This is a genomic window from Rhodococcus sp. P4_C10 (assembly GCF_056402135.1).
The window spans coordinates 1-12,000 of the sequence record NZ_JBFUHZ010000058.1; the positions used below are offsets into that span (position 1 = coordinate 1).

Sequence of the window (12,000 nt, forward strand, 5' to 3'; positions counted from 1 at the left end):
GCGGCCGGCTGCCCGCGGCGTTGATCGGCGCGGCGACGGTGGCCGTTGCGCTGGTCGGCGCGGACCGCTGGCAGGGCACGCTGCGCGCGGCGCTGGGCCGGCCGGCGATCGGTCCGGGGTACTGGCTCGAGGTGTTCTCCGGGGCGGGTGCGCTGACCCTGGCCGCGGCCCTGGTGGTCACCGGCGTGGCGGCGGGGTGCCGACGGCTGGGTCGGGTGCGCGTCACCGCGGCGGCGCTCACCCTCACCACCGCGACCGCGCTCTGGCTGGGCCCGGCCGCCGCGGGCGCCCTGGAACACTCGTACGCGGCGGCCAATTCGGCCGTGGAAGCCACACTGCCGCAACCGGTTTCGCCCACACTGTCGGGCAGCGCCGACTCGCTGAGCGAGTGGCGGACGCTCGGCGCCAACGGCCGCAGGTTCGTGGCCGGCCCGACCGCCCCCGGCGCGGTACGCACCTACGTCGGCCTCGACGCGACCGCCGGCCTCGACGCCAGGGTCGCGCTGGCGGTGCGGGAACTCGAGCGCGCCGGGGGCCTGCGCCGCGCCGCCGTGGTGGTCGCGGTGCCGACGGGGTCCGGGTGGATCGACCGCGGCGCCGTCACCGGCTTCGAGCGCCGCTTCGGCGGCGACGTCGCGACGGTCGGGGTTCAGTACTCGGCGGCCCCGAGCTGGATGACGTTCCTGTTCGGCCGACACGACGCCGAACGGTCCGCGCGGGCGCTCTTCGACGCGGTGTCCGCGCGGGTAGGGCAGCTGCCGGTCGGCGAGCGCCCGAAGCTCTACGTGTACGGCCAGAGCCTCGGCGCGGTGGGCGCGAGCGCGATCTTCCGCGACGGAGACGACCTGCGGGCCAGGTCCTGCGGCGCCCTCTACGCCGGGCCGCCCGCCGGGGCCGTGAACACCGACGGCGCGGTGGTGCTGGCCAACGCGTCGGACCCCGTGGTGTCGTGGTCGCCGGGCCTGCTGGTGCGCCCGCCCGACCTGCCGCCGGTGCGGGCCGACGCCCCGGTGCCGCCGTGGCTGCCGGTGGCCAGCTTCGTGGCCACCACCGTCGACCTGCTCACCGCCCTGGACACCTCCCCCGGCCACGGGCACCGGTACGGCACCGACCAGGGCACCGCTCTGCCCGAGTGCGCGGCTCCCGCGACCGGAGGGGCCCTCACTCCGCCCACGTCGCACGGTTGAGCAGAGCGCAACGCGACCTGACGGGGAAAGCAATACCCAGGACACACCGGATCGCCAGACTGTTGACCATTCCCGCACCTGGAGGTTTGCCGTGTCCTACGTTCCACCCGCCGAACTGGCACGCTCGATGGTCGATGCCGGCCAGAGCAAGGTCCTCATGTCCACCCGTGACACCCTGATCCGAGGCTTCATGGGCGGCGCACTGCTCACGCTCGCCGCCGCCTTCGCCGTCACGGTCACCGTCCAGACGGGCAGCGCACTACTCGGGGCGGTCCTCTTCCCCGTCGGCTTCTGCCTGCTCTACCTTCTCGGGTTCGACCTGCTCACCGGGGTCTTCACGCTGACCCCCATCGCCTACCTCGACAAGCGTCCCGGCGTCACCGTCGCGGCGATTGCGCGCAACTGGGCTCTGGTCTTCGTCGGCAACTTCGCCGGTGCGTTCACCGTGGCCGTCCTGATCACGTTCATCCTGACCTACGGGTACTCCATCCCGCCGAACGACGTCGCCGAGAAGATCATGCACATCGGGGAGGCGCGCACCGTCGGCTATGCCGAGCACGGCGCCGCGGGCATGATGACCCTGTTCCTGCGCGGCGTCCTGTGCAACTGGATGGTCTCGACCGGTGTCGTCGCCGCGATGATGTCGAAGAGCGTGCCGGGCAAGGTGCTCGTGATGTGGATGCCGGTCATGCTGTTCTTCTACATGGGCTTCGAGCATTCCGTGGTCAACATGTTCCTGTTCCCGTCGGGCCTGCTGCTCGGCGCCGACTTCTCCCTCGCCGACTACCTGGTCTGGAACGAGATCCCGACGGTCCTCGGCAACCTGGTCGGCGGCGTGGTCTTCGTCGGGCTGGCGATCTACACCACGCACGTGCGCACCCAGCCGAAGCGCGGCGTCACCGAGTCCGCACCGGCCGCTCAGCGGGAAATCGAGACCGTCTGAGCCGACCACCTCTCATGCCGCCATTGCCGAAATACGAGTATCGGGTTGCCGGTCGGGTGGCGATGCAGGTGGAAGATCAGTGAAGGGTCGACAGTCGGGTGTGACTGTCGACCCTTCACTTGCGTTGGAGACTGGTTGGCAAGCCGTCGTCGTAGAGCGACAGCACGTCCGTCGCGCCGCGGAGCGTTTCGACGACACACGGTGCCGGCGCCGCGAAGATCCTCGGATAGTCGACTTCCCCGAGAGAGGGGACAACGTGCCAGGCAAGTTGTTCCGAATCGAGTGAGAACTGTGCGTCGACACCGTCCTTGTTTCCGCGCGGATCTTGCCGGTGCCAGGCGCCGTTGAGGTACATCGCGACCAACCCGTGCAGAACATGTCCGTCTCCATGCGCGAGACGCTGGTAGCACAGCCCGGCCGGGACGCCTTCGGATCGCAACAACGCCGCAAGCAGGTGCGACTTGGCATAACAGAGTCCGACGCGCTGCGCGAGAACCTCGCTCGCAGCCAAGTAACCCGTGGATCCTGGACGTCGTACGAGTGCCCTACCTCGTCTCGCACCCACTCGAATGCAGCCTTGGCGAAGGACACGTCGCTGCCTGCCCTCTGTCGCAGCGTCAGCGCGAGTGCTCGGACGGACTGGTCGTCGACATCGACGAACTCGTTGCCGGCCAGATAGTTTCCCGGAGGTGCGGCTTCGAGGACCAAATCGGTGGTTGCCATTCAATGGATGATTGGGGAGCCCACGCGGGACAGTCAAGCCCCGCAGAACAACGCACCGGGGGACTTCAGATTCCGGAGCGAGCGGCACTCACAGAAGATTCGACCCCGGGGCGTCACCGMCGCGCCGGGGTCGAACCTGCTTGTGTACCGAGTGTCAGGGCCGGGCGATCGGGCCGCGGGCCGCCTCGTAGGCCGCGCCCACCCGGTAGAGCCGCTCGTCGGCCAGGGCGGGCGCCATGATCTGCAGGCCCACCGGCAGCCCGTCGTCGGCCGACAGGCCGGACGGCACCGACATCGCGCAGTGCCCGGCCAGGTTGGTCGGCAGCGTGCACAGGTCGGAGAGGTACATCGCCAGCGGGTCGTCGACCTTCTCGCCGATCTTCCACGGGGTGAACGGGCTGGTCGGCGAGACCAGCACGTCGACCTGCTCGTAGGCCCGGTCGAAGTCGCGGGCGATCAGCGTGCGCACCTTGAGGGCCTGGCCGTAGTAGGCGTCGTAGTACCCGGAGGACAGCGCATAGGTGCCGATCATGATGCGGCGCTTGACCTCCTTGCCGAATCCGGCGGCACGGGTCGCCGCCATCACCTGGTCGGCGCTCATGTTGCCGTCGTCGACCCGCATGCCGTAACGCATCGCGTCGAAGCGGGCCAGGTTCGAGGACACCTCGCTGGGCAGGATCAGGTAGTAGGCGGCGAGCGCGTGCAGGAAGCTCGGGCAGGACACCTCCACCACCTCGGCGCCGAGTTCCTTCAGCTGCGCGACCGCCGTGTCGAAGGAGGCGATGACGCCCGGCTGGTAGCTCTCGGAGTGCAGTTCCTTGACGATGCCGACGCGCACGCCCTTCAGGTCACCGTTCGCGCCCTGGCGGGCCGCCTCGACGACCGGCCGGACCGGGGCGTTGACCGAGGTGGAGTCGCGGGGGTCGTACCCGGCGATCACCTCGTGCAGCAGCGCCGTGTCGAGGACGGTGCGGCCGCAGGGGCCGCCCTGGTCCAGGGAGGACGCGCACGCCACCAGCCCGTACCGGGACACCGTGCCGTAGGTGGGCTTGGTGCCGACGGTGGCCGTGACGGCCGCGGGCTGACGGATCGAGCCGCCGGTGTCGGTGCCGATCGCGAGCGGGGCCTGGTTCGACGCCAGCGCGGCCGCGGAGCCACCGCCCGAGCCGCCGGGGATCCGGGTGGTGTCCCACGGGTTCAGGGTCGGCCCGTAGGCGGAGTTCTCGGTGGACGAGCCCATCGCGAACTCGTCCATGTTGGTCTTGCCGAGCACCGGGATGCCGGCCTCGCGCAGCCGGGTGGTCAGCGTCGCGTCGTACGGCGCGACCCAGCCCTCGAGGATCTTCGATCCGCAGGTGGTGGGCATGTCGGTGGTGGTGAACACGTCCTTGAGCGCCAACGGCACACCGGCCAGCGCGGACGCGGGCGCGTTCCCCGCCGCCAGCGAGTCGTCGACCGCCTTGGCCGCGGTGAGCGCCTGCTCGCCGGCGACGTGCAGGAACGCGTTGAGTTCGCCGTCGACGGCGGCGATCCGATCCAGGTGCGCCTGCGTGACCTCGACGGAGGACACCTCGCGGGCATGGATCTTCGACGCGAGGACGGAGGCGTCCAGCGCGGTGAGGTCGGCGGTCACTGCTCTTCTCCCAGGATCTGCGGCACGGCGAAACGGTCCTGCTCGACGGCCGGCGCACCGGAGAGCGCCTGCTCGGGGGTCAGGCCGGGCACGATGACGTCGGGGCGGGTCACGTTGGTGATCGCGCTCGGGTTCGCGGTGGGGGGCACATCGTCCGCGGCGACCTCCGCGACGGTCTTGACGTGGCTGAGGATCGAGTCGAGCTGGCCGGCGAACTCGTCGAGTTCGGCGTCGGACAGCGCGAGCCGGGACAGCCGGGCGAGGTGGGCGACCTCGTCACGGGAGATGGCAGGCACCGCGTGGGCCCCTTTCAGGTCGGAGACAGCAATCGCCCCTAAGCGTAGAGCGTGTGCCCGACCGCGCCGCGGGCAGCGCCGTGTCGGGACGCGCGAGGCGGTCGCTGTGTTTCGCAGACGGAACATGTTGGTGTCGCGCGGATGACCGATCGGCGGCCAGCTGGGCCTTCGCCGTACCCGGCCGGATTCCACCGGGACGTTGCCCCACTGACCCGCCGCTCGATGGTGAAGGATGAAGACCGCGCGGGGGCACCGACGACCCCGGCGTTGCCTCAGACAAAGGAACACCGTGTCCTATCTACTGCGCGTCCAGTTGCCCGATCGACCCGGCAGCCTGGGCGCGTTGGCCGTGGCGTTGGGCTCGGTCGGCGCCGACATCCTCTCGCTCGATGTCGTGGACCGCGGCACCGGGTTTGCCGTGGACGACCTCGTCGTCGACGTGCCGCAGGGAGCGCTGCCCGACACCCTGATCACCGCGTCCGAGAAACTCGACGGCGTGCGGGTGGACTCGATCCGGCCGTACTCGGGGATGCTCGACACGCACCGCGAGCTCGAACTGATCGACCAGGTCGCGACGGCCCGCGACGACCGGCTGCAGGTCCTGGTGGACGGCGCGGCCCGGGTGCTGCGGGTCAGTTGGGCGAGCGTGGTCGGGACGGGCCCGCACGGGACGTTCCAGGTGGTCGGCAGCATGGGCGCACCGGAGACCCAGGCCGGCGAGATGCCGTGGATGCCACTGCAGAAGCCGGCTGTCCTCGACCCCGAGGCCGACTGGGTGCCGACGGTCTGGAAGGACATCGACACCAAGCTCGCCGCGGCACCGCTCGGCCACTCCGGCCGCGCGCTGCTGCTCGGCCGCGCGGGCGGGCCGGAGTTCCGCCCGTCGGAGATCGCACGACTCGGCTACCTCGCCGGCATCGTCGCGACGGTGCTCGGGTAGGCCCGGCTCAGGCGCGCTACGCGACCTCGCGCACCAGCACGGTCAGCGGCACGCCCGGCACCGGCTCCCAGTTCCGGTCCGGGGCGGGGACGAAGTGGTTGCGGTCGTAGATCCGGCGGGCATCGATCATGCCCGGCTCGGTGGAGATGACCACGGCCTGCTTGCCGCGGTCGTACGCGGCGTCGAGGGCGTACTGGACCAGCGCCGAGCCGGCGCCCTTGCCGCGGGCGGTCGGGGCGACGGCGAGCATCCGGAACTCGAGTTCGCCCGGGCCCGCGACGTCCGCGAACGGGGACTCGGGCTCGGCGACCGTCACGGAACCGACGATCTCGCCGTTCGCAACGGCGACGACCACCTCGGCCTGTTCGGCCCGGCCCTCGGTGTCCTGCAGTTTCTCGACGTATGCGCTTTCCTCGTGAACGAATCCACCGTTCACGTACACGTCCATGGTGAGGGCCGCGACGGCCTCGAAGTCTGCGGGTCCTGCGGGTCGAATCTCGATCATTGGCACACTATCGCAGCAACAAAGCGCTGTCCCCAAACCAGTTCCGGGCCCTTTCCGCACCGGATCTGGCGGGCGAAGTACCTGCTCACCGCGGTGGCCGGGCCGACTCGTGCGGGGTCGGCGGGCCGCCCGGCGGACGCCAACCGCCACCCGTTCCCGCCACCCGCGGGCGGCCCGGCACGCTGCCCGGCGAGCGGCCGTTCGGGCCGAACGACGACCGCGGCCCCTCCGGGCCGGAGCATCGTCGCAGCAATCAAAACCGTTCCGACATATGGAATCTCGACCCGACGGACGCACCCCGCGCCTCCACACGCGGCAGCCCGTCCGTTCGCCGCACATCGTGCGAACCGAACTCCCCCATCCCACTGGCAGCAGTATTTCCATTGCACGACAACATGATCCGACGAATCGGCGGCGCCCGATCCACCCGGACGGCACACACACTTTCCCGAGCACGCCGAGCGAGCAAAGAGGCCGCCCCGGCGCCACGACCGACTCGCCACCGCACCCGGGGTCCGGACCGACCCCACCCCGCAGTTCTCGAATTGACTTGCAGCCAAAGACCGTTCACCAGGCGAACGGGCGGTCCCACGTCCTGGTGGCGCACCCACCCGGCACACCGGCCGACGACGGCAGCGCCCAGGCACGACGGCGGGATCACCCCGCCGTTCACTCGTCGCGGTCGCCGCCGAACCCGGCCGGACGGACCGGAATGCGTGTCGCACAGGAAGAACCACGCACCGGCGCGACCGACCCCGCGGCGACCCGGCGCACCGCCGTCGGGGCCACGCAATACTGTGACCTGGCGCGACCGGACCGACCGAAGGTGACGTTCAACACTATCGGCCGCGAACCCCCGCCACCTGGCGTTTTGCCGGCGGGCACGGTCCGCACGAACACCTTGCGCGGCGGTGACACCGGGGCCATGCTGAAGTTCGAGTCCACTTCAACTCACCGGCTGTCGAGAACGTCCGGCTGCCGAGAACGCGAGGTCACCGATGCGCACGACGGACCTGCTGACCATGGGCGAGGTGGCCCGCCGCAGCGGCCTGGCGCCGTCCGCGCTGCGCTACTACGAGCAGGAGGGCCTGATCGTCGCCACCCGCACCGCCGGCAACCAGCGGCGATACCAGCGCAGCGTGCTGCGCCGGATCGCGTTCATCCGGGCGGCCCGCAGCATCGGGCTGCACCTGGACGAGGTGGCGCAGGCGCTCGACCAGCTGCCGGGCGGACGCACCCCCAACCTCGACGACTGGGCTCGGCTGTCGCAGAGTTGGCGCGGCCGGCTCAACGAGCAGATCGACGCGCTGGTGGCGCTGCGCGACGGGCTCGAGTCCTGCATCGGCTGCGGCTGCCTGTCCCTGAAGACGTGCGCGCTCTCGAACCCCGGGGACGCGGCGGCGAGCTACGGTCCCGGGGCGGCGTTCCTGCCGGAGGCGCTGCACCGGGAGCATCCGGCCGACGATCCCGGGTGAGCGACGGCGCCGCAGGTTCGAACGGTCGGCTCAGAGCGGCAACAGCCGGCGGTACCCGCCGTCGTGGTAGACGAGCGGCGCGGCCGGACCCGACGGATCCGCGTGCACCTCGGTCACCAGTCCGACCACCAGCAGGTGGTCCCCCAGAACGATTCGGCGATCCACGCGGGCGCGCATCCAGGTCGCCGTCCCGCCGAGCAGCGGCTCACCGGTGTCGAGCCTGGTCCACACCGACTGGTCGGCGAACCGCGCCGCCGCCGGACCCGCGAAGCGGGCGGCCAGGTCCCGCTGCTCGGCGCCGAGCAGGTGGATCAGCACCGTGTCGGCTGCGCCCAGGCCGGTGCCGACCGTAGAGCGGGTCAGCGCATTGAAGGTGACCAGCATCGGGGTCATCGACACCGATGCGAACGAGGTCGCAGTGAAACCCGCCGGGCCGTCGGGGGTGTCGAAGGTGACGACCGTGACGCCGCCGGGGTGGCGGCGCATGGCAGAGCGGAAGGAGTCAGCGTGCGCGGCCGGCGCGGCGGAGGCAACGGGGTCCAAGGCGGTGTCAGGCACGCCCAGAACGCTAAAACCTCAACTGGACTCGAGGTCAAACTCGACGGGGTGAGACGTCCGCCACAGCCGCGAATCGTTCAGTGCCCGGATCGGTTTCGCGTCGCTGCCGTGACCGCGTCGAGAAAAGAGGCCACACCCGCCAGGCGGTCAGTCGTCCGCGCCGCCGTCGCCTGCCGACGTCACCGCCTCCGGACCGCCCGCGAGCAGCGCCCGGAAGCCGTCCTCGTCCAGGATCGGCACGCCCAACTGCTCGGCCTTGTCGGCCTTCGAGCCGGGTGCCTCCCCGACCACCACGAACGCGGTCTTCTTCGACACCGATCCGGCGGCCTTGCCGCCGCGGACGAGGATCGCCTCCTTGGCGCCGTCGCGGGTGAACCCGACCAGCGAACCGGTCACCACGATGGACAGGCCCTCGAGGTTCCGCTCGATGGACTCGTCGCGGGCATCCTCCATGGACACCCCGGCCGCCCGCCACTTCTCGACGATCTCCCGGTGCCAGTCCACCGCGAACCACTCGACGACGGCCGCGGCGATGGTGCCGCCGACCCCGTCCACGGCCGCCAGTTCCTCCACGGACGCGTTCTCGATCCGCTCCAGGCTGGCGAACTCCGAGGCCAGCGCCCGGGCGGCGGTGGGGCCCACGTGCCGGATCGACAGTGCCACCAGCACCCGCCACAGCGGCTGCTCCTTCGCGGAGTCCAGGTTGTCGAGCAGGCGTTTGCCGTTCGCCGACAACGTGCCCGCCTTGGTGGTGAACAGGGACGTCTTCATCAGCTCGTCGGCGGTCAGCGAGAACAGGTCGCCCTCGTCGGCGATCACACCGGCCTTGAGCAGTTCCGTCGCGGCCTCGTAGCCGAGCACCTCGATGTCGAACGCGCCGCGGCCGGAGACGTGGAAGACGCGTTCGCGCAGCTGCGCCGGGCAGGACCGCTGGTTGGGGCAGCGGATGTCGGCGTCGCCCTCCTTCGCCGGGGCGAGCGCGGTCCCGCACTCGGGGCAGTGCGTGGGCATCTCGAACTCGCGCTCGTCGCCGGTGCGCATGTCCACGACCGGGCCGAGGACCTCGGGGATCACCTCGCCGGCCTTGCGGATGACGACCATGTCGCCGATCAGCACGCCCTTGCGCTTGACCTCCGAGCCGTTGTGCAGGGTGGCGAGCGAGACCGTGGACCCGGCCACCGTCACCGGCTCCATGTACGCAAACGGGGTGACCCGGCCGGTGCGGCCGACGCTGACCCGGATGTCGAGCAGCCGGGTGGTGGCCTCCTCCGGCGGGTACTTGTAGGCGATGGCCCACCGCGGCGCCCGGGAGGTGGAGCCGAGCCGGCGGTGCAGCGACATCTCGTCGACCTTGACCACCAGGCCGTCGATCTCGTGTTCCACGTCGTGCCGGTGCTCGTCCCAGTACCGGACCTTCTCGACCACCGCGTCCGCGCCCTGCACCCTCGCGGTGTGCGTGGAGACGGGCAGCCCCCAGGCCGCCAGCGCGATGTAGGCGTCGTGCTGGCTGGCCGGCTCCCAGCCCTCGACGCGGCCGAGCCCGTGGCAGATCATGCCGAGCCGGCGCTTGGCGGTGACCGCGGGGTTCTTCTGCCGCAGCGAGCCGGCGGAGGAGTTGCGCGGGTTCGCGAACGGCGCCTTGCCCTCGGCCACCAGCGACGCGTTCAGCGCCTCGAAGTCCTCGAGCCGGAAGAACACCTCTCCGCGGACCTCGAGCAGGGCGGGGATCGGGTACTCCGCGCTCGGGGTGAGCGTGTGCGGGATCTCCTCGATGGTGCGGGCGTTGAGCGTCACGTCCTCGCCGGTGCGGCCGTCGCCGCGGGTGGCGCCGCGCACCAGCCGGCCGTTCTCGTACACCAGGTTCAGCGCGACGCCGTCGATCTTGACCTCGCACAGGTAGTGCAGGTCGGGGCCGGTCTCGACTTCCACCTTGGCGATCCAGGCACGCAGTTCGTCCTCGTCGAAGACGTTGTCCAGGCTGAGCATCCGCTCGAGGTGGTCGACCGAGGTGAAGTCGGTCGAGAAGCCGCCGCCCACCAGCTGCGTCGGCGAGTCCGGTGTGCGCAGGTCCGGGTGCCGCTCCTCGAGCGCCTGCAGCCGGCCGAGCAGCTCGTCGAACTCACCGTCGGAGATGACGGGCGAGTCGCGCACGTAGTAGCGGAACTGGTGCTCGCGCACCTCCTCCGCGAGTCGCTGCCAGTCTTCGCGTTCGTCGGCGGTCGCCGCCGGGGTCGTCGACGTTCCGGCCTCGTTCTCATCCACCCGAGAAGGTTATCCCAGCGCACCGACACGACCGGTGCGACGACTCAGCCCGCCGCGAGCCCCTGCTTGCGCAGGTAACGCAGCGCCGACTCGGCGGCGTTGTAGCCGCACATGCCGTGCGCACCCGCACCCGGCGGCGTCGAGGCCGAGCACAGGAACATGCCGGGCACGCCGATGCTGTACGGGTCCAGCGCAATCCGCGGTCGCAGCGCCACCTGCAACCCGCTGTTCGCGCCGCCGACGATGTCGCCACCGACGTGGTTCGGATTGGCCGCGGCCAGGCCGGCGGGTCCGGTGCCGACCACCGCGACGATCCGGTCCCGGAAACCCGGCGCGAAGCGTTCGATCTGGGCGGTGACCGCCTCGGTGGCGTCCCCCGGGTACCCGTGCGGCACATGGGCGTACGCGTACAGCGGGTGCAGGTTTCCCCGCGAGCGGGTGGGATCGGCGAGGTACTGCTGGCCCACCAACACGAACGGACGCCCGGGCATCGCGCCCGCGGCCACCGCGCGCTCGGCGGCGGCGACCTCGGCGAACGACCCGCCGAGGTGGACTGTTCCGGCGCGGCCGCAGTCCGCATTGGTCCACGGCACCGGGCCCTCGATCGCGTAGTCGACCTTGAACGCGCCGGGCGCATGCCGGAAACGCCGGTAGGCGCGGGCAATTCGGGGCGGAACCCGGTCGCCGAGGATGTCCAGCGCAGCCCGGGGCGCGAGGTCGAGGAGCACCACGTCTGCGGGCGGAAGGTCCCCGGCCCGGTGGATCGGGACGCCGGTGTCGATCGCGCCGCCGTGCTCGACCAGCATCGCCGCCAACGCGTCGGTGATCGATCGCGACCCGCCCTCCGCCACCGGCCACCCGTGGCGGTGGCCGGCCGCGGTGATCATCAGCCCCACCGCGGAGGTCGCCGGGCGGTCGAGCCGACCGAACGCGTGGGCGGCCACCCCGCCGAACAGCGCCCGCGCCCTCTCGGTGCGCCACCACCGCGCGGTCACGGTCGCGGGCAGCAGGGCCCGTGGACCGAAGGCGGCCAACCGGAGCGGATGTCCGGGGACGCCCAGCACCGGCCGCATCAGGTCGGCAGCCAGGGCGTCGAACCCGTCGGACAGGTCACCGAACATCCGCTGCCAGCGCGGACCGTCCTCCCCCAGCCCGGCGGCGGTGGCCACGAGCGACCGGTGCAGGGCGCCCGCACTGCCGTCGTCGAGCGGGTGCGCGCAGTCGATCTCGGCCCAGCGCCAGGTCAGTCCGTGCCGCTCGAGGTCGAGGGTGGCCAGGTACGGCGAGCCGATGCCCATCGGGTGGAACGCGGAGGCGTAGTCGTGGATCAGGCCCGGCAGCGTCGCCTCACCCGAGCGGGTCCCGCCGCCGATCTGATCGGCCGCCTCGAGCACCCGGACCTCGACGCCACTGCGCGCGAGGTGGACCGCGGCGGCCAGCCCGTTGGGTCCGGCACCGACGACGACGGCTGTGCTCAC

The 12,000-nt window shown here is 71.4% G+C and carries 11 protein-coding genes; 4 read left to right on the top strand and 7 right to left on the bottom strand.

Annotated elements, in window-relative coordinates; all coding sequences use genetic code 11:
- Together AC1DWC_RS24510 and AC1DWC_RS24515 are read left to right on the top strand one after the other, a co-directional pair.
- Nucleotides 1–1,187: alpha/beta-hydrolase family protein (locus tag AC1DWC_RS24510; RefSeq protein WP_477912239.1), on the top strand; the 1,187-nt coding region annotated here is incomplete at its 5' end.
- A gap of 91 nt (nt 1,188–1,278) precedes the next feature.
- Nucleotides 1,279–2,130, top strand: a complete 852-nt coding sequence (locus AC1DWC_RS24515; protein ID WP_477912241.1) for a formate/nitrite transporter family protein — start codon at nt 1,279–1,281, stop codon at nt 2,128–2,130.
- A 115-nt stretch (nt 2,131–2,245) separates the two neighbouring features.
- Here AC1DWC_RS24515 and AC1DWC_RS24520 read toward each other — a convergent pair whose 3' ends face one another.
- The 3 genes from AC1DWC_RS24520 to gatC form a co-directional block, all read right to left on the bottom strand.
- Nucleotides 2,246–2,641, bottom strand: a complete 396-nt coding sequence (locus AC1DWC_RS24520; protein WP_477912243.1) for a transglutaminase-like domain-containing protein — start codon at nt 2,639–2,641, stop codon at nt 2,246–2,248.
- A gap of 366 nt (nt 2,642–3,007) precedes the next feature.
- Complete coding sequence (gatA, locus tag AC1DWC_RS24525; protein ID WP_072845117.1) at nt 3,008–4,486, bottom strand: Asp-tRNA(Asn)/Glu-tRNA(Gln) amidotransferase subunit GatA; 1,479 nt, start codon at nt 4,484–4,486, stop codon at nt 3,008–3,010.
- Nucleotides 4,483–4,782, bottom strand: coding sequence for an Asp-tRNA(Asn)/Glu-tRNA(Gln) amidotransferase subunit GatC (gene gatC, locus AC1DWC_RS24530; RefSeq protein WP_072845116.1), 300 nt, complete (start codon nt 4,780–4,782; stop codon nt 4,483–4,485). The genes gatA and gatC overlap by 4 nt, the downstream gene beginning before the upstream one ends.
- Before the next feature lie 289 nt (nt 4,783–5,071).
- Between gatC and AC1DWC_RS24535 the strand changes: the two genes are divergently transcribed.
- Nucleotides 5,072–5,722: an ACT domain-containing protein gene (locus AC1DWC_RS24535; RefSeq protein WP_477912245.1), complete on the top strand. Its 651-nt coding sequence runs from the start codon at nt 5,072–5,074 to the stop codon at nt 5,720–5,722.
- Between the two features lie 16 nt (nt 5,723–5,738).
- On the opposite strand, the gene AC1DWC_RS24540 is transcribed toward AC1DWC_RS24535, so the two are convergent.
- A complete protein-coding gene (locus AC1DWC_RS24540; protein ID WP_072845114.1) occupies nt 5,739–6,227 on the bottom strand; it encodes a GNAT family N-acetyltransferase in 489 nt (162 codons plus the stop codon).
- Nucleotides 6,228–7,225: 998 nt separating this feature from the next.
- Between AC1DWC_RS24540 and soxR the strand changes: the two genes are divergently transcribed.
- Nucleotides 7,226–7,702, top strand: coding sequence for a redox-sensitive transcriptional activator SoxR (gene soxR / locus AC1DWC_RS24545; RefSeq protein ID WP_477912248.1), 477 nt, complete (start codon nt 7,226–7,228; stop codon nt 7,700–7,702).
- Nucleotides 7,703–7,732: 30 nt separating this feature from the next.
- Here the strand turns inward: soxR and AC1DWC_RS24550 are convergent, their stop codons facing one another.
- The 3 genes from AC1DWC_RS24550 to AC1DWC_RS24560 form a co-directional block, all read right to left on the bottom strand.
- Nucleotides 7,733–8,260, bottom strand: coding sequence for a flavin reductase family protein (locus tag AC1DWC_RS24550; protein WP_477912250.1), 528 nt, complete (start codon nt 8,258–8,260; stop codon nt 7,733–7,735).
- Between the two features lie 147 nt (nt 8,261–8,407).
- Nucleotides 8,408–10,522, bottom strand: coding sequence for an NAD-dependent DNA ligase LigA (gene ligA / locus AC1DWC_RS24555; protein WP_477912252.1), 2,115 nt, complete (start codon nt 10,520–10,522; stop codon nt 8,408–8,410).
- Nucleotides 10,523–10,566: 44 nt separating this feature from the next.
- Entirely contained in the window at nt 10,567–12,000 is a 1,434-nt protein-coding gene (locus tag AC1DWC_RS24560) for a phytoene desaturase family protein (RefSeq protein ID WP_477912254.1), read from the bottom strand.

What these genes read in the sequence shown, in the direction of transcription:
- AC1DWC_RS24540 (WP_072845114.1), bottom strand. Translation starts at nt 6,227, where the DNA reads ATGATCGAGATTCGACCCGCAGGACCCGCAGACTTCGAGGCCGTCGCG.
- soxR (WP_477912248.1), top strand. Translation starts at nt 7,226, where the DNA reads ATGCGCACGACGGACCTGCTGACCATGGGCGAGGTGGCCCGCCGCAGC.